Source organism: Paenibacillus sp. tmac-D7 (genome assembly GCF_006519665.1).
GTDB classification, from domain to species: Bacteria; Bacillota; Bacilli; order Paenibacillales; family NBRC-103111; genus Paenibacillus_G; species Paenibacillus_G validus.
Genome location: NZ_VIDW01000005.1, coordinates 15,864 through 33,025, shown reverse-complemented (window position 1 = coordinate 33,025; position 17,162 = coordinate 15,864). Strand labels below are relative to the sequence as shown.

The window sequence follows — 17,162 nt, the reverse complement described above, 5'->3', positions numbered from 1 at the left end:
TAAATGGCAGCTTTTTACTTGACAGCACCGTTCGTTAGGCCGCTGATGAAAAACCGCTGGAGAAACACAAACAAAATGATCATTGGCAAAAAGTTGATGATGGAACCTGAAGTTAGCAGTCCCCAATCGTTGCCGTACTGGCCAATAGCCATATTCGTCAACCCTATGTTCAGGGTTCGCATATCATCCGTTGTCGTGAATACCAGCGCGACAATATAATCGTTCCATGTTGTGTAGGCAGAATGTATCGCTACCGTTGCAAGCCCCGGCCAAGCGAGTGGAATCATCAGCTTAAAAAAGATTTGGAATTCCCCTGCCCCGTCGATCAATGCGGATTCACGTATGGCGTCCGGCACAGCGTCGAACGAATTAAGCATCATAAATACCGCCACCGGAAGATGGAAGGTGACATAAATGATAATGAGAGCAAGATAGGTATTTAGCAGATTGAGGCTCTTCATTATGGAAAACAGCGGAATTAACAGCGTCTGAAACGGAATCATGAGCGCTATTAGAATCAACAAAAGAAATATTTTGCTGAAAGGGATCTCAAGCTTGGAAAACCCATACCCTGCGAGCCCACCAACCAAAACGATGAGCAACACTGAAATGATTGTCAGTACGATTGTGTTGAACAAATACGTTTGAAACAAGCCGTTGTTCATGCCCCAGATTTCCTGATAATGCTCAAAGGTGATCGAGGACGGGATCCATTCCGGAGGAGTTTTAATAATTTCCTTTGACTTCTTCAGCGATGTGCTTAGCGTCCACGCGAACGGAAGAAGAAATAAGACAGAAAGTACGATATTGAATAAGTATTTGAATTTGTGCCGCTTCAATGTATCGAGAAAACGAATCAAAGCCATAAAGTCCCACCTTTAATAATTTACCGGATTCCTCAGTATACGCATTTGAATTAAACTTAATATAATTAGGATAAAGAGCAGAACGAAGGTCATCACCGAGCCATATCCCAGATGGAAATATTTGAATGACGTTTTATAAATCAAGTGAACGACGGTTGTCGTCGTGTTAGAAGGCCCGCCTTGAGTCATGATAACAAACTGCTCGAAAGCAAGCACCGAACCGATTACCGATAATATCAAAGCTAAGGCGAACGAAGGACGCAGCAAGGGAAGGGTAATATACCGAAGCACTTGCCAGCGGCGTGCGCCGTCCACATTAGCAGCCTCATAAATGTCCTGAGGTATAGATTGCAGTCCAGCGAGCAATATGATCATCGTAAAGCCCGAGGTTTTCCATGCGATCATAAGCACGATAGCCGGCAACGATGTGCTTGCATCGCCCATCCAAACAATAGGCTGCTGAATCAAGCCCCACTCCAGCAAATAGTAGTTCAGCAGACCATATAAGTCATTGTATATCCATAGCCAAACCAAGCTGGAGGACACCATAGAAATCACGACGGGTGTGAAATAAACGGAACGAAAGAAGATAATTCCCGGCAATCGTTTATTTATAAGGAGCGCTAGGCCAAAAGCAACAATAAAGATGAGCGGAGTTACCATAAGCGTATACTTCAGGGTGAACCATAAGGTACTCCAGTAAGTTTTATCCTTGAACAAATCGATGTAATTATCCAAACCAATAAACGTTTTTTCCCCCAGCACCGGCCAGTTATAAAAGGACATGATGAGGGAACGGATTAGTGGATAAATAAAAAAGATCAGATTCAACAAAACAGCAGGAAGTACGAATAGCAGATGGACTGGTTTGATGCGGATTTTAGTCATGTGTCCTCCACTGCAAGGAAAGGGGAGGTCTCTCCCCATTCCGTTGCATTATGTTTTATTTCTTTTGCAGGATGGCGTCCATGTCTGCAGCGGCTTTCGTGAACGCATCTTTAGCTGGTGTTTTACCTAGAAGCGCCGATTGAACGTTACTGAGAATCGGATCATATAGTTCATTGTACTTCGTGGTAAAAGGCGTTACCGCCACATCAAGTGACTGTGCGAACATCTTATACTTCGGTTCTTTATCGAAATAAGGATTGTTGTAGAAGTCCTTGCGTACCGGAATAGATCCATTTTTCGCGAACGTCTCGACCTGAACTTCTTTGGACAACGCGAACTCGATAAATTTCCACGCTTCTGGCAGCTGTTTTGAACCGGACGTGATTGCGATAAGCTCTCCTCCACCGAAGGAAGCGTGGCCTTTGCCCTCATTTTTCGGGATCATTCCGACACCGTACTCGATATTGGAAAACTTCAGATTCAAATCAGACACTCGGAAGTTACCATTGACCATCATGCTCGCCTTGCCAGACGTGAAGGCGTCAAAGGCTTGTTGGGACGTATAGGTCGGCGATCCAGGAGGAACCACTTTATCCTTATTGGTAAGGTCCGATAAAAATTGCAGCGCTTCGATCGCTTGAGACGAATTCACCATCGCCTTGGTACCATCTTTGTTGAGGAACTCCCCACCGTTGCCCCAAACGTAAGGCATGAAAGTAAACATGAGTGTACCGGCAGTACCACCGCCATACACGTATCCAAAACGGTCTTTATTCGTTAATTTTTTCGAGTACTCTTGAAGCTCCTTCCAGGTAACCGGCGGTTTTTCCGGATCAAGTCCTGCATCCCGGAAATGTGCCTTGTTGTAAATAAAAGCAGAGACGTCTGCGTTAAACGGTAAAGCGAACTGTTTGCCATCCTTCTGTCCCTGGTTCAGCATACTCTTGCTAAGCTGGTCCTTAAAGCTTAGACCATTATACTGCTGTGTGATATCTTTGAACGCACCAATTGATGAGTAATAGGGAGCCAGAACAAGATCCACGGATACGATATCCGGAACCGAATTGGACGATAACGCAGCGGTAAATTGCTGATTAAAGCTCTCGGTAGGAATCGATGTGACTTTGATTTCTACGCTTTTATTTTCCTCGTTGTATTTTTTAACTGCTGCTTCTAATAACCGGGCGCCATTCTCACGAGTCCACATCGTTACGACTTTTTTGGCTCCACCTGAATCCGGAGCAGCTTTCGCTCCGTCATTCGCCTTTGCCCCACCATTCGTTGCGGCCGGTTGTCCGGAGCAACCGGTCAAAGCGAGTACGAACAAGCTGGCAAGCAGTGCTGCATTCACTAGTTTTTTTTGCATACATAAAACCTCCATTGATATATCTTTTGGGCATTTGGATTTGCTTGTTGAAAAGGATCTAAAAGCTCCCCGCTTCAATTACATCCCTGCCGATTCGATTAGCAACCGCTTACATAAGTACTTTAAGAGCGTCTCCTTATTGCAGTTCTCAAGTATATCGAAGATCGTATTTTCTTGTGTGCGAATCTCTTACCGCTCATATCAAGCAATATCTTAAAGGACGTTTTACCACAGTTCTTGCACATTGTACATATTTAGAAGCGGAGATGCACTCTCCGACTCGATATGGTATCAGTTTTTGATAATAGGCTGATACTACCATTGCACTCCAAAAACATCAATACGATAATCCGAGTTTTATATAAGAAGACGATTTACAAATTTCAACTTATTATCTTCGGTAAAAACTGACACACCCTTTTCAGCTCGATAACTACAAGGTTAGCGTTTACACTCCTAAAATGAGGAAAACTAACGATAACTCCCCCCTTTGATTCTGCTCCTTAGTTTACTAATGCTAACAATTTCAAGTATATTAATAATAGTGAATGTGAAACAGTATAATGTTGACCCAATTTTAGCACAATATGACACAATATAATTTAGGTGATAGACTTGAGTTATTTCCATTTTGAATCACCACCGTTACCTCATTTCGTCGCTTGTGGGGAAGCTACTTATGCGATTGGAAGAAGCCATGCCGAACGTTCAAACATCGGTGTGTTCGATATGATTTTCGTCACTCGTGGAAGCCTACTGATGATGGAAAGTGATACACAGTGGAGGACGGGACCGGGTGAATGTCTAATTTTGCGGCCCGATGGTTATCATTTTCAGTTGAATCCATGTGATGAAGAAACCCATTTTTATTGGCTTCATTTTCAAAGCATCGGCAAATGGATCGAAATACAAGAGCAGAATCGCGGCTTCTTAGGTGTGCAAAGCCATTTCATGCTTTCTTTTAATGTTTCGATACCCCGATATTGGAAATTGCTAAATCCGACCAATGCTTACGAGCAAATACGCAATCTACTCACATTAAAGGGCCAGCCTGCTTATTCGTCCCGTTGGGAAGAGCAAACCATTTTTCAAAAGCTGTTCTTTGATCTTCATATTGAACAAGAGCCTTTATCCTCCGCCGTCAGTAGATTGGCCGATGATACGGCCCGATATTTACGGCAAAATTCCCCAGAGCAAATTACTTACGAACAGCTCGGGAAAATTTTTAACTTTCATCCCTCCTACATCACGCGCTGTATGAAAAAAGTGTACGGTTGCACACCTGTGGAATATTTAACGATTGTTCGGCTCGACCAATCGAAAATTTTACTGCTTAATACCGATTTACCGATTGGGCGCATTGCCGAGGAAGTCGGCTTTCACAGCAGCTCCTACTTCACGAAATGCTTTTGCAAAGCCGAAAAAATTACCCCCCACAAATTTAGACAGCAATTCAGATATAAAGGCGGAAATTAGAGAATAACTCAAAAAATCCGCAAGCATCGACCGAGGTCGAGCTTGCGGATTTTTGTATAGTAATTATTGTGTTCGCGTTACTTTTGCACTACCGGGAATTCACCAATACGTAAACGGGCACTGCCATAAGGGACCAACTCCAGATCTACGACTGGCTGCGTCGGATCCAGCTTTGGCTGCATCGGCGGCGTTGCCGCGGAATGCATGTCAAAGCCCCAATTGGGCAGCAGTTGTCCTTTTAGTATTACGCGCACCGGGGCATTGGATGCCTGATAGGGTTGATAAGGTATTTCATCTTCACTGATGGTGATACGTGTGTCCGTCCCGTCAATTAGACCGTATTTCCAAGGAGAAGCTGGATATACCTCCCAATCACTGAAACGTTCCCGGTTGCGCATGCAAGTCCAGCTTTCGGTAATAGGCAGCACGTACACCAAAGGCCCTCTTTCCACGCTTGCCGCGAAGTTGCTGCGGCGAGATTGCTTTACTTCCATCGGAAGCGACAAGTCAATCTCGTCGCCGTCACCCCATTCGCGTTCGATGCGTGCATAACCATCCTTCGTGGTGAACGTTTGACTGCTTCCGTTGATCTTCAGGACGGCACCTTGGCACCAAGCTGGAACCCGCAGGTAAAGCGGGAATGTCTCGCTGCCCTGCAGCGAAAGCCGGATGTGAATGCTTTCTTTAAAGGGATAATCGGTGATCACCTCAGCAGTGATTTGCTTGCCGCTACCCGTCGTTGTACGAACGAAGCACGGTGCGTAAGCAACAGCAGCAATCCCGCCATCCTGTGTGGACATCCAAAGATGAGACACAAGCTTGGGCCAGCCTTGATGCATATTTGCTGTGCAGCATCCGAAATTCGGGGCTAGTCCGAACGTATTGGCATCATCCCGATTCACCCAGTTACGTTTGGCCACATTACACACAACCTGATTCACCTGCTGATCGTATTGATGTGAAGTCCAATCCGCCGAGATCGTAGCCGGCAGAGCGTTATAGGCAACTTTCTCCAAGGTGTCTCCGAATCTCCCGTCCCCAAGGATGCTGGCAACATGCTCCAAGCTGAACATGTACTCAACCACGGCGCATAGTTCGACCCCCTGGCTTGGATGGGTACCGGATAACCACTCATCGCCGGAGAACATCCCGTGGGCTTGCCCATGATACTTCATTAGGCTTTCCAGTCCTCTGTACACAGCCTCCCGGTGTTCCTCCTGTCCGGTCAACCGATAGAACAACGCCGGCGTTTTCAGTGCCATAGCCACATTCACTACATGTGTGCGATGATCGAACTTCCCTTCATATTTTCGCCAAAATGGGAAGTCATTGAAGATGCCTGGCCAATCCAACGTTTGCTTTCTTATTTTATCTGCAATCTGAAGCAGGAACTCTTCATTTGTCCGTTGATGCAACCAGAGTATGGACAGCATCAAATCTGCTCCGCGTGCTTGTGCCCAACCCTCTAGAGGCATCTGCTCGATCACCCCGTCAAGATACCGGAAAAACCGCGTTAAGAATGGAATGACCCGCTCATCACCGCTGGCTTCTTGATGCTGGGTCAGTACCTTCAGCATAATGGTAAAATGCCACCAGTCATGTCGTTTATTCACATCATTATTAACGGTCGTGATGTGATTGGGGCCAAACATGCCGTCTTCCCTTTGACTGGATAACGCCCATTCCACCCACTTCATGGCTTTGCGGATGAGTGTCTCATCTTCCAGTAAGTAGGCGAGCGGAAGAAGCCCGTCTACATAGTAAGGACCACGCTCCCAGCTTTCTCCTTTGCCGCCCAACCATCCATTGTCTGAACCGACGTCTTCCCAATGCTCCTCCAAATGTCCAGTTAGTCCATCTGCCTGTATGTTCAATTGGTTGCGAATCCACCCAGATGGTTTGATACTCCCCAGCGGCAAAGGGGTAAAAATCGGTTGTTTTAACATCATGCCATCCCATCCTCCCAAGAATATTGAAATCATGTCCCCCCACATTGTAGTGGATGCTAGGAGTGTCAAAAAACTACATTCCCAACTATTTTTAGTCCGATTTAAACCAACGAGCTGGATTTACAATCAAGATAATAAAGGTTACGATGAGGGGCGAAGTAGAATAATGCTAACGTTCCGATGAAGAAGGGGCCTGCTCACATGAACTCATTTCAATTGGTATGTCCGCCTTTGCCGCACTTTCTAATTTGTGGAGAAGATGTGTATGAAAGGGGACAGCGACATCCCAGCCGTCATTCCATTGGCGTGTTTGATTTGCTCGTGGTAACTCGCGGTTGCTTATATATTGGAGAAGAAGAACGCCAGTGGCGTTTAGAGGCCGGTACCTTCCTGCTGCTTCGCCCGGATCGATACCATTATGCGACACAAGGCTGTGAGGAGGAAACCCATTTTCACTGGCTGCATTTTCAACCGATGGGTGAATGGTCAGAGGTTCCAGAGGGGGCCGCTATTCCGCAGCCCTTCCCGGAAGAATCGCAGTTCGTTGCATTCATCCCCCGCTTTGGCCGACTGTCACTAGACAGCAGTGTTTATCAGCAGCTGGAGTCGTTACTTGGCATGGTGCGTCGTTCCAGTGTGCAGTGGAAGCATCAGATTGCTTTCCAGCAGCTGCTTCTGGCGTTGGGTCAGGACAAGTCGGACAGCCATACGTCTTCCGTTTACCGCATTGCCGAACAAACCGTCACCTACTTGCGGATGCATTACCGTGAGCCGTTTCGCAACGAACTGCTTGGAACGAGCCTACGCTTTCATCCGATGTACATCACTCGCTGCATGAAAATGGTGTACGACTGTACTCCGTTGGAGTACATCACAAGATACCGTATTGAACAGGCGAAGCGGATGCTTATGAATACGGATCTGCCAATCGGGCGAATTGCCGAGGAATCCGGATTTGAGACCTTTTCTTTTTTCAGCAAATGCTTTCGTAGGACTACGGGTACCAGTCCGCGAGATTACCGCAAGCGAATGTGGACACCTGATTGATATTAATAACGATCAGGCGAATGAAGGAGTTTGGGACATCCCGTTATGTCTGTCCTTGTAGATGCTCTTTTATTTTTCTGTACAGAGTAGCGCGGTTAATGCCTAACCGTTTTGCAGTTCTGGACTGATTGTACTCCTCTTGCTCGAGTACCATGAGAATAATGTGTCTTTCAATTTCCTCCAGGGTCATATCTTTAGTTAAATCAGGGACAAGCTGGTTTCTAGGATTTATCGAGAATTGCTTATCAAGAATGGGCTTCGCAATTTCCATTGTAACGAACATCGAATTCGCCCTTTCAATTAATTCGCACAGGACGTGTTTTAGCTCCGTCAGGTTACCGGGCCAATGATAAGACTTTAATTTTTTAAGAACATCCGGCTTAAAGCCTATGACTTGCTTGTTTATCGTCATGCTAACTTCTGCAAGATACCAACGAATGATGTCATCCAGGTCTTCAATCCGTTCGCGCAGAGAGGGAATCGAGATACATTGCGGCCGCAATTGGTAGTAAAGCTCCATATGGAATCGGTTAGCGTGCACTTCCGAAAGTAAATCGATGGAGCTCGAAGTCACCAATCGGAAACGGGACGATTGATTTAGCAATATTTCGCTTAATTTCGACTGAGCTGTGAGTGGTAATTTACCTATTTCTTTAATGTAAAGCATTCCTTCGCGGGCCTTTTCAATTAACCCTTCCGTTTGCTGATTCTCTGTCCCGAAAAGGCGGTTAACCACTACTTCAGGTGGCGATACGAGATGCTCGTCAAAAGCAATAAAAGGGCCTCGATTAAATTGGGAGTTATGATATAAAGCCTTTGCGAGTACGCCTTTATTGGTGCCTGCCTCTCCACAAATAAGAACGGGTTTGCAAGCCCGATCCCACGCTTCTAAGTTACTCAAATCCCCCTCGGCTACTCTCAGCTTTTTCATGACCTGTTTAAGGGTTACTTTTCCTTCCGGCAATAAGGTGTCACCGTTTAGCTTTCGTCTCAGTATTCGCTCGAGATCTAAAATTTGCTCTGTCTCTTGCAAGGTAAAAATAAGTTCATCCTTTGAGGATGGGCATTTTTGAAGGATAAGCCATTTTTGATTCCAATTTATTAAACGATGCTTCCGGCTCGTGAGCCCGGCTAAGTCGTCCAACTGCCATTTTTCTAGCCACTCTTTCCATGTTAATTGGGTGATTGATTCTTTAGGTAGATTAAGTAATTCCTCCGTTTTATTATTAATCAGGATGATACGGTTATTGGAATCAATGATAAATATCCCTTGATTTAACTTATCCAGCAAGGATGAGAACCTGATATTTCCATCCTCGATCTGATTATAGAAATAATACAGGTCCGTAACTTTTTTTAAGGCACCATCAATAGCTTCCTTGCCTGATGCGATCATGACGGTTTGGATCCCTTTGGACTCGGCCAGAGAAGCCGTAAGCGCATCTCCGATAATAACTTCAACCCCCTGCCTAATGGCCTCCATGACCGCTTGCTCAAATTGTTCGAAAGTCTCAATTGTTTGCGCCAGCACCTCTATTTCCAATAACTCCGTTATCAGTTTGACATTTTGGAGCACGTTGGCGGAACCGATCATCCCCATTTTACCTTTAAATCCTTTAAGTATCGTAAGCGTGCGGAGTATGTCATAGCTTGTAATTTCTATCTCAATAACTGGAATTTGACTATGCTTCTTAAATAACTCAAAGGTTGCTCCTCGGCAAATGACGACATCATACCCGTGATACTCTACATGATTAAGAAGCTCCTCACCCCTTCGGATATTCCCAATCTCTACATCGATTCTAAAAGGGTAGTTTTCTCTTATATTAAGAATCATCTCTTTAAAGCCCTCATACGGTGCTATGACAAAACACTTAAACATATATGGTATCTCCTTTGTTTATTTCTAAAGCCGGCATTTTTACTGGATAAGTATATATTACAACCTTTTATATTTGTACATAACCATTGGAGGTCACTAATGTTTAATTTCAATAAAATTTTAGTACACTATGCTATATTTTGCATCACATCTCTCTTCTTAGCGTGTTGTATTATGAAACTTCGAAAAATATAATGATTTCAGATAGGCAAAACGAATGAGAAATTACATCCATTATATCGAAATGGGGAGATTAAATGAGCGGCAATCGCAAGGTTACGATGGGGCTTCTGTACGGTGATGCGACGGGTATAGGATCTGAATTGGTGGCAAAAGCCCTGCAAAATCAGGACTTATTTGAAGACGTTACTTGGGTATTAATTGGAGATGAGAGGGTCTTTCGATTAGGGGCGGAAATTGCTAATTGTTCGCTCCAATACAGAAAGATTGAGAGCATAGACCAGATCGACCCGAATGAAGAAACGACTTGGCTCATAGATACGGCAAACACCGATCCCCTTACGTTACCGTTAGGTAAACTTTCCGCTGAGTCCGGCAAAGCAACAGGCGATAACTTGACACTCGCAACTCGACTCGCCCAAAACAAGAAATTGGATGGTGTAGTTTACGCTCCATTAAATAAAGGCGCGCTTTATAAAGGCGGGTATCAATTTGAGGACGACATTCACTTACTTGCGTCGCTGTTTGACTATAAATCGGGTTTCGGTGAAGTCAACGTCCTAGAGGATTTATGGGTAACAAGAGTTACATCCCACATCCCCATGAAGGAAGTCGCGCAACATATTACTAAATCAAGAGTACTGGAAGTAATTCGGTTCGCGAATGTAATTCTCAAAAAAGCTGGTTTTACGAACCCGAGGATTGCAGTATCTGCATATAACCCACATGCAGGAGACAGTGGTTTGATTGGAATGGAAGAGATTGAGGAAATTATTCCTGCAGTTGAGGCTGCTCAACAAGAAGGACTTAACGTAGTAGGACCATTTCCAGCAGATACGATTTTCCTTCGTTTAAAGGAAAACCCGTTTGACTGTTTAGTATCCATGTACCATGATCAGGCACAGACGGGGATGAAGTTAATAGGATTCGATAAAGGTGTCACTGTAAACGGAGGACTTCCCGTTGTATTGGATACGCCTGCCCATGGAACGGCATTTGACATCGCCGGTAAAGGAGTAGCCAATCCTGGCGCTATGATCACTGCGATGAAATTGGCGGTTAAAATGGTTCGAGAATAAATCCCGGGGTCATGGCAAGGGCTATAAAAACATCTCCGGCCGCTTTTGGACCGGAGATGTTTTTACCCCTCGGAACTTCTGCGGAGCAATTCGAAAGCAACGAGGCCATGTTGTTTTTCCGAAAAAATGAATAGAGGAGCCAAGAAACGGATGAGCGAATTAGGCATCATTGCCGATGACTTAACCGGGGCTTCCGACTCCGGTATGCAGTTTTCGCGGCTTGGTCGGAATGTGAAGGTTATCTGGGATATAGGCAGATTGGAGCAGTCACCGACCGGCCGAAGTGATTGTAAAAGCTTTGTCAGATCAGGTTGTTTATGAGAAGTGCAGACCTTTTGTGATTGGGGACATCAAACGGCTGCAAAAGGCGGAAGCTATATTGAAAGCGGGTTTGGTTATCCGTTCCATTCAGCCGTCGGATGACGCCGACTTCCGCTTCGGAACCGTGGACTGCCTGGATCTTGATCTGCTGCCTGTTGACCTGCCGTTCGGTGCAGTTTCCGCTGAGGCGGGGAACGCGGGGTTCTAATATTCGGTAACTGCGATGCCGCTTCCGGGGGTGACGACTCGACGGCAGCGCTGCTCTATATGCTTTATGGCTATAATGTACCAAAGGAAAAAATAACTCTTTTTCATTCTCGCGTGGATGGTCCCCCCGAAAATGAAGTCTTCTTCGGTTGGCCTGAAACCGAGTCGTATCTGGAATATCTTAGTCGTTACTTTGATTTGCCTCTTATTATTGCTTGGGGGAAAAGGGGTTTCTAAAACGAATTGAAGATAGGGGAATGTTTCCGGACAGTTCCGCGAGGTACTGTACATCTTATCTCAAGAGAGATGTGTACTTGAAATATGCGAGGACCAGGAGCGGAAACATTTTATGCGTTACTGGCGATGATAAGAAGCCTGCCATAAAGCTGTTGTTCCGACATGAGATGTTGCATTAATGTTTGCTCCTCGGTCTAGTACAAATTGTACTTCTTAAATATTCCCCCTTCTAGCTGCACCAACAATTGCGGGGCAATGTGAATCATTAAGTTCCGCTCCATTATTAATCAACAACTTTACTATTTCAAAGTCATATTCGCGAAATCCACACCAACAGTAATCTAAATATGTTCCAGTTCCTGGGGCTCAATAATTCAAATCGATCCCTGAAGAGATTAATGATTTAACAGCCACAATATCTTTATTTTTAAACACATTTATCAACTCTTGATTCATCACTGAGTATTCACCATCCTAAGATTTATACCATACAAATGCAATATATTTGTAATAATTCCATCCTTACAATCATTATTCTGCCAGTTAGTTTAATAAAAAGAACGCTTCCCGCGCCTTCGCTTGGGCTACGTCCTCCTCATTACATTCCATTTCCAATTACCTATTATTGGACATACGCGAGTAGCATGTATTGCTTAAACAGGGGTCTCATCTTAACCTAAGCACTAAGAAAATACTTTATTTTCTCAGTCTAGAACTTTATTTTCTTCGAACATTTAGGAAAAGTAAGATTATCAGTTTTTTTTAGTCTAATGGTTTATTTTCTTTTACCACCATGAAGAAAATATTCTAGAATGACTTAGACGAACGGGCGGGGGGCAGGAAAAATAAAGAAGCACCCACATAAGCGAGTGCCTTGATAATGCTGTTATGGATTATAGGTAAATTTATTATAACCATTTTTACGATTACGAATATATTCGGACATTGCTGACTTTGATTCAGCCGTTTGCCCTCCTGATTGAGCTAAGATACCAACAGGATCAATGATCTGAGCTTCTTTAAAATTAACTGTTCCGATAGTAACACATAAAGGCTGTCCATTTGGATTTATTCGGATACCAAACAATAATTTTCCAATCATAATACTATTATAGTATACTCTAATCCAGTGGTTTGATACAACACCATCAATGCCAAATTCTGCGCGTTGGTTTAGCTGCGCCGCTTTATTTTTTCAGTCTTAGTACTTTAATTTCTTGGAACACCATTTTCTAAAGTGGACACCAGTATTATCAGGACTCCTTCGCCATCGCTACTGAGCCTAGTCAATAGTTCTTAATCTCGCTTTCAACAGTGCAATCTCAATAATTTCCCTTTTATCATAATCATTAAGATTCCTAAAAACCTCAATTAATTTTTCTTCATAATAGTCGTCATATGTATCCCCATCATTCGAATCAACTCCGGTTAACAACCAGTTTAGGTTCACATTATATTGGGTTCTAATTGAAATTAGTGTTTCCGCAGACGGGTTACTATTTCCTTTTTCAATTTCACTCAGGTTACCTTGGGAAATCCCTATACTTTTCGCGAATTGAGATTGGTTCTGTTTGTTTTCTTTTCGGATACACTTTATTCTATATCCAATTTCATTCATACATCTCACCAGCTCTCTCTACAAAAATTAAAGAGGGTAGCCTTAGAATATTCCATCAGCTACCCTCTTCGATGTAGATAAAAAAGTTCACTTTCCGACTTTCTTAACTACTTTCCAACATTCTTTACTACTTTCCGAGTTTTTTACATCGGGACAACAGGGGCTGTGCCCCCTCTTCTCTTTACTCTACCGTTACACTCTTCGCCAAGTTACGCGGTTTATCCACATCATGGCCCAGCGCCAAGGACGCATAGTAGCTAAGCAGCTGCAGCGGCACAACAGTCAGCGCCGGTGCAAGCAGCGGGTGCGTTTGCGGAATCGCGAATACTTCGTCAACGGCTTTCGCCAGCTCGGTATCGCCTTCCATGTGGATGCCGAACACTTGAGCGCCGCGCGCTTTCACTTCCTTGATGTTGCTCACCGTTTTCTCAAACAGCGCGTCTTGCGTCGCTAAGGCGATAACCGGGATGCCTTCCTCGATCAGTGCGAGCGTACCGTGCTTCAATTCGCCGGCGGCATAAGCCTCCGAGTGAATGTATGAAATCTCTTTCAGCTTCAACGAGCCTTCCAACGCTACCGCATAATCGAGGCCGCGGCCGATGAAGAACAAGCTGTGATGCGTCGAAATCTGCTCGGCTACTTCCTTGATCGCCTCGGATTGCTCCAGGATGCGCTCAACCTTCTCCGGAAGCTCCTGCAGTCCGCGGAGCACTTCCTCGATATAAGTCGCTTCTGCTGTTCCGAGCGTTTGAGCCAAGTATAGGCCGAACAAATAGAACCCGATCAATTGGGACGTATAAGCCTTGGTAGAAGCTACGGCGATCTCCGGACCGGCCCACGTAACAATCACATCGTCCGCCTCGCGCGCGACGGAGCTGCCCACTACGTTCGTGATGGCGACAACCCGAGCGCCGCAGCGCTTCGCTTCACGAAGGGCTGCCAGTGTATCGGCCGTCTCACCGGACTGACTTACAACGATCACAAGCGTTTCCGGCGTAATGATCGGGGAGCGGTAGCGATACTCCGAAGCAACATCGGTTTCTACCGGAATGCGCGCCAAGTGTTCAATGACGGACTTCCCAACCAAGCCTGCATGATACGCCGTGCCGCAAGCTACAATGTGCACTTGACGAATCGAACGAATTTGTTCCGGGGTCATCCCAATCTCCGGGAGTACAACCTTCGATGCGGCCGCATCGATCCGGGCTCCCATCGTATCGCGGTACGCCTTAGGCTGCTCGTAAATTTCTTTCAACATAAAGTGATCAAAACCGGCCTTTTCCGCCGTAACAATATCCCAATCGACATGAAATAATTCCCGGGAAATAAAATTGCCTTCCAACGTCATCAACGTAACGTCGTCTTTTGTCAGAAGAGCCATTTCCCCGTCGTTTAGAATATACACGTTGCGCGTGTATTCGAGGATGGCCGGGATGTCGGAACCGATGAAGTTCTCGCCTTCGCCCACACCGATAATCAACGGGCTGGACAAACGAACAGCGACCAATTTATCCGGCTCGTATTCGGTCAGCACGCCCAGTGCAAAAGCGCCTCTCATGCGCGTTACGGCCTTTTGCACCGCTTTAACGATATCGCCTTCGTACAAGCTCGCGATCAGGTGGGAAATAACCTCTGTGTCCGTTTCCGATACGAACACATGGCCTTTTGCCGTCAGTTCTTCTTTCAATTGCATATAATTTTCAATAATGCCGTTGTGTACGACCGAGAACTTGGACGAATTGTCCGTATGCGGATGCGAGTTCACATCCGACGGTTTGCCGTGCGTCGCCCAGCGGGTATGCCCGATGCCGATGTTGCCTTCGAGCGGCGCTTCATCGAGCTTCGATTCCAAATTGGCCAAGCGCCCCTTGGATTTCTTGATTTGCAGTCCGTCCTTCGTATAAACCGCCACACCAGCGGAGTCGTAACCGCGATATTCCAGTTTTTTCAAACCGTCAATCAATATATTCTGGGAATTCCGTTTACCTACATAACCAACAATACCGCACATATGTCGTGATCCTCCTAATTTAGAAAAGCTCTATCGCCTTTCTTCGAAAGATGCACATACGTTTCCCACGGAAGCTTCAACTTCGTGCAGAAATAAAGCTTCATCCGCGCCCTTACAGCGCACAATATTCAGTTTTCAGCACGATCCAAAAAGCTTCCCGGCTCGGCTCTCTCGAAGATGGCGTCCCATGGAAAGAAGCTTTTCTTTCGTTTTCGATTTGTCGTTGATCCCGCCGAACATTTGTCTGTCCGGTCACCCGGACGATTTGTAGTTCGACTTACGGTTCGGATCGCACACCGGAAGGTCCCCGCCGAATGTTTCGAACACCTTCACCTCGTCAACTGGCCGAATTCATCTGTCTTCCACCCGCTCCGCGTTGTCTGGGAAATAAGAGAAGTCCTCCTGACGGATGACTTAAGACCGATTCACAGGCAAGCTGAAAGCTGCTTCATTCCGCTCCAGTTCTGGCGCTTTATAGGGTTCCTGCCTCTGCCCACCTTTCTGTTTAGAATAAGACATAATCACATCTTATTCATTTTGACCGTAAAGTGCAACAAGTAATTTTCATTATGTTTTCAAAACACCGTCGCTTATGCAAAAATCCCCGGATGCCTGCATGAATCAGCCCCGGGGACCTCATGTTCGCTTGTTTGCCCTGCGTTATACCAGTTCGCGCTCGATCACGTCGGCAATTTGCTGTACGTACGCCTCGACCAGCTCTTTGTCCGGCCCTTCGGCCATGACGCGAATTAACGATTCCGTACCGGAAGGCCTGACGAGCACGCGGCCGTTGTCGCCAAGCTGCTCTTCCACTTTGGCGATCTCCGCTGCTACAGCGGCATTGTCCTTGAGCTTGCTCTTGTCGCCGACACGCACGTTCACGAGCTTCTGCGGATATTTACGCATAATCTGTTTCAGCTCGCTGAGCGGTTTGCCTGCTTGCACGAGCGTGTCCACCAGCTGAAGCGCCGTTAGAATGCCGTCTCCGGTCGTGTTATAGTCGAGGAAAATGACGTGACCCGACTGCTCGCCGCCAAGATTGTACCCGCCTTTACGCATTTCCTCCATGACGTAGCGGTCGCCGACGGCCGTCTTCGCCGCTTTCATGCCAACCGCTTCAATTCCTTTAAAAAAGCCGATGTTGCTCATCACCGTGGTGACGATGGTTTGCTCCTTCAGCTTACCGGCTTGGTTCAACGCATGCCCGCAAATGCTAAGGATGAAGTCGCCGTCAACCTCGTCGCCCTTCTCGTCAATAGCGATTAAGCGATCGGCATCGCCGTCAAAGGCAAGCCCGATATGCGCCTTCTGCTCCACGACGATGCGCTGCAGCGCTTCCGGATGCGTCGATCCGCAGTTATCGTTGATGTTGCGTCCGTTCGGCTGCGCCCCTACCGTGATGACTTCCGCGCCCAGTGCCTCGAACACTTTCGGCGCCAGCTCGTAAGCCGCGCCGTGTGCGCAATCGAGCGCCACACGAATGCCTTGGAAGGATGAACGAACCGTGGATTGGATATACTCCAAATAAGCAAACTTCGCTTCCGGATTGTCGGTCACCGTACCGATATCGCCTCCGGTTGGACGAGGAAGCTCGTCGAGCTCGGCATCCATCAGACGCTCGATTTCCAGCTCCGTCTCGTCGGACAGCTTGAAGCCGTCCGCGCCGAAAAACTTAATCCCGTTGTCTTCAACCGGGTTATGGCTGGCGGAGATCATCACACCTGCATCAGCCTTCAAAGCCCGCGTCAAATAAGCTACGCCCGGAGTCGAAATAACGCCTAAGCGGATCACATTCGCCCCGATGGACAGCAATCCTGCTACGAGCGAGGCCTCCAGCATAGGACCCGAAATACGCGTATCCAAGCCAATGACCACATTCGGCTTCTCCACTTGACCGGCCAGTACATACCCGCCGCAGCGGCCAATCTTGTAGGCAAGCTCCGGCGTCAGTTCCTGATTCGCTACGCCGCGCACGCCGTCCGTTCCAAAATATTTCCCCATTTGTTGTCCTCTCCCCCAAGCCAATACCTACTGT

13 protein-coding genes are annotated in these 17,162 nt (G+C 46.3%); 4 read left to right on the top strand and 9 right to left on the bottom strand.

Going from position 1 to position 17,162, the window contains the following annotated elements; all coding sequences use genetic code 11:
• Nucleotides 1-14: 14 nt before the first annotated feature.
• From FKP33_RS05165 to FKP33_RS05155, 3 genes are all read right to left on the bottom strand, one after another.
• Nucleotides 15-665: a carbohydrate ABC transporter permease gene (locus FKP33_RS05165; protein WP_236595706.1), complete on the bottom strand. Its 651-nt coding sequence runs from the start codon at nt 663-665 to the stop codon at nt 15-17.
• 213 nt (nt 666-878) lie between these two features.
• On the bottom strand, nt 879-1,754 hold the full coding sequence (locus FKP33_RS05160; protein WP_127607701.1) for a carbohydrate ABC transporter permease: 876 nt from the start codon (nt 1,752-1,754) through the stop codon (nt 879-881).
• Between the two features lie 55 nt (nt 1,755-1,809).
• Nucleotides 1,810-3,120 carry an ABC transporter substrate-binding protein gene (locus tag FKP33_RS05155; protein WP_164751807.1) on the bottom strand — a complete coding sequence of 437 codons (1,311 nt, stop codon included), beginning with the start codon at nt 3,118-3,120 and terminating at the stop codon, nt 1,810-1,812.
• 615 nt (nt 3,121-3,735) lie between these two features.
• On the opposite strand from FKP33_RS05155, the gene FKP33_RS05150 reads away from it, so the two are divergent.
• Nucleotides 3,736-4,596, top strand: a complete 861-nt coding sequence (locus FKP33_RS05150; RefSeq protein ID WP_127607698.1) for a helix-turn-helix transcriptional regulator — start codon at nt 3,736-3,738, stop codon at nt 4,594-4,596.
• Between the two features lie 77 nt (nt 4,597-4,673).
• On the opposite strand, the gene FKP33_RS05145 is transcribed toward FKP33_RS05150, so the two are convergent.
• A complete protein-coding gene (locus tag FKP33_RS05145; RefSeq protein ID WP_236595707.1) occupies nt 4,674-6,545 on the bottom strand; it encodes a beta-L-arabinofuranosidase domain-containing protein in 1,872 nt (623 codons plus the stop codon).
• A 201-nt stretch (nt 6,546-6,746) separates the two neighbouring features.
• On the opposite strand from FKP33_RS05145, the gene FKP33_RS05140 reads away from it, so the two are divergent.
• Nucleotides 6,747-7,592 carry an AraC family transcriptional regulator gene (locus FKP33_RS05140; RefSeq protein ID WP_164751806.1) on the top strand — a complete coding sequence of 282 codons (846 nt, stop codon included), beginning with the start codon at nt 6,747-6,749 and terminating at the stop codon, nt 7,590-7,592.
• 43 nt (nt 7,593-7,635) lie between these two features.
• Here the strand turns inward: FKP33_RS05140 and FKP33_RS05135 are convergent, their stop codons facing one another.
• Nucleotides 7,636-9,474 (bottom strand): sigma-54-dependent Fis family transcriptional regulator, encoded by a 1,839-nt coding sequence (locus FKP33_RS05135; protein WP_127607694.1) that lies wholly within the window; start codon nt 9,472-9,474, stop codon nt 7,636-7,638.
• A 257-nt stretch (nt 9,475-9,731) separates the two neighbouring features.
• Here FKP33_RS05135 and FKP33_RS05130 point away from each other — a divergent pair, with 257 nt between their 5' ends.
• Nucleotides 9,732-10,733, top strand: coding sequence for a 4-hydroxythreonine-4-phosphate dehydrogenase PdxA (locus FKP33_RS05130; RefSeq protein WP_127607692.1), 1,002 nt, complete (start codon nt 9,732-9,734; stop codon nt 10,731-10,733).
• A 337-nt stretch (nt 10,734-11,070) separates the two neighbouring features.
• A complete protein-coding gene (locus FKP33_RS05125) occupies nt 11,071-11,262 on the top strand; it encodes a hypothetical protein (protein WP_127607690.1) in 192 nt (63 codons plus the stop codon).
• Between the two features lie 1,122 nt (nt 11,263-12,384).
• On the opposite strand, the gene FKP33_RS05120 is transcribed toward FKP33_RS05125, so the two are convergent.
• The 4 genes from FKP33_RS05120 to glmM form a co-directional block, all read right to left on the bottom strand.
• A complete protein-coding gene (locus tag FKP33_RS05120) occupies nt 12,385-12,600 on the bottom strand; it encodes a hypothetical protein (RefSeq protein ID WP_127607688.1) in 216 nt (71 codons plus the stop codon).
• A gap of 180 nt (nt 12,601-12,780) precedes the next feature.
• Nucleotides 12,781-13,116 carry a helix-turn-helix domain-containing protein gene (locus tag FKP33_RS05115; RefSeq protein WP_127607686.1) on the bottom strand — a complete coding sequence of 112 codons (336 nt, stop codon included), beginning with the start codon at nt 13,114-13,116 and terminating at the stop codon, nt 12,781-12,783.
• 181 nt (nt 13,117-13,297) lie between these two features.
• On the bottom strand, nt 13,298-15,127 hold the full coding sequence (gene glmS / locus FKP33_RS05110) for a glutamine--fructose-6-phosphate transaminase (isomerizing) (protein ID WP_054800318.1): 1,830 nt from the start codon (nt 15,125-15,127) through the stop codon (nt 13,298-13,300).
• A gap of 660 nt (nt 15,128-15,787) precedes the next feature.
• The gene (gene glmM / locus FKP33_RS05105; RefSeq protein ID WP_127607616.1) at nt 15,788-17,128 is read right to left on the bottom strand and encodes a phosphoglucosamine mutase; all 1,341 of its coding nucleotides are present in this window, start codon (nt 17,126-17,128) and stop codon (nt 15,788-15,790) included.
• Nucleotides 17,129-17,162 lie beyond the last annotated feature (34 nt).

Coding starts and splice junctions, on each gene's coding strand:
- FKP33_RS05145 (WP_236595707.1), bottom strand. CDS start 6,545: ATGATGTTAAAACAACCGATTTTTACCCCTTTGCCGCTGGGGAGTATC.
- FKP33_RS05155 (WP_164751807.1), bottom strand. CDS start 3,120: ATGCAAAAAAAACTAGTGAATGCAGCACTGCTTGCCAGCTTGTTCGTA.
- FKP33_RS05160 (WP_127607701.1), bottom strand. CDS start 1,754: ATGACTAAAATCCGCATCAAACCAGTCCATCTGCTATTCGTACTTCCT.
- FKP33_RS05165 (WP_236595706.1), bottom strand. CDS start 665: ATGAACAACGGCTTGTTTCAAACGTATTTGTTCAACACAATCGTACTG.
- FKP33_RS05140 (WP_164751806.1), top strand. CDS start 6,747: ATGAACTCATTTCAATTGGTATGTCCGCCTTTGCCGCACTTTCTAATT.
- FKP33_RS05115 (WP_127607686.1), bottom strand. CDS start 13,116: ATGAATGAAATTGGATATAGAATAAAGTGTATCCGAAAAGAAAACAAA.
- glmM (WP_127607616.1), bottom strand. CDS start 17,128: ATGGGGAAATATTTTGGAACGGACGGCGTGCGCGGCGTAGCGAATCAG.
- FKP33_RS05130 (WP_127607692.1), top strand. CDS start 9,732: ATGAGCGGCAATCGCAAGGTTACGATGGGGCTTCTGTACGGTGATGCG.
- glmS (WP_054800318.1), bottom strand. CDS start 15,127: ATGTGCGGTATTGTTGGTTATGTAGGTAAACGGAATTCCCAGAATATA.
- FKP33_RS05120 (WP_127607688.1), bottom strand. CDS start 12,600: ATGATTGGAAAATTATTGTTTGGTATCCGAATAAATCCAAATGGACAG.
- FKP33_RS05135 (WP_127607694.1), bottom strand. CDS start 9,474: ATGTTTAAGTGTTTTGTCATAGCACCGTATGAGGGCTTTAAAGAGATG.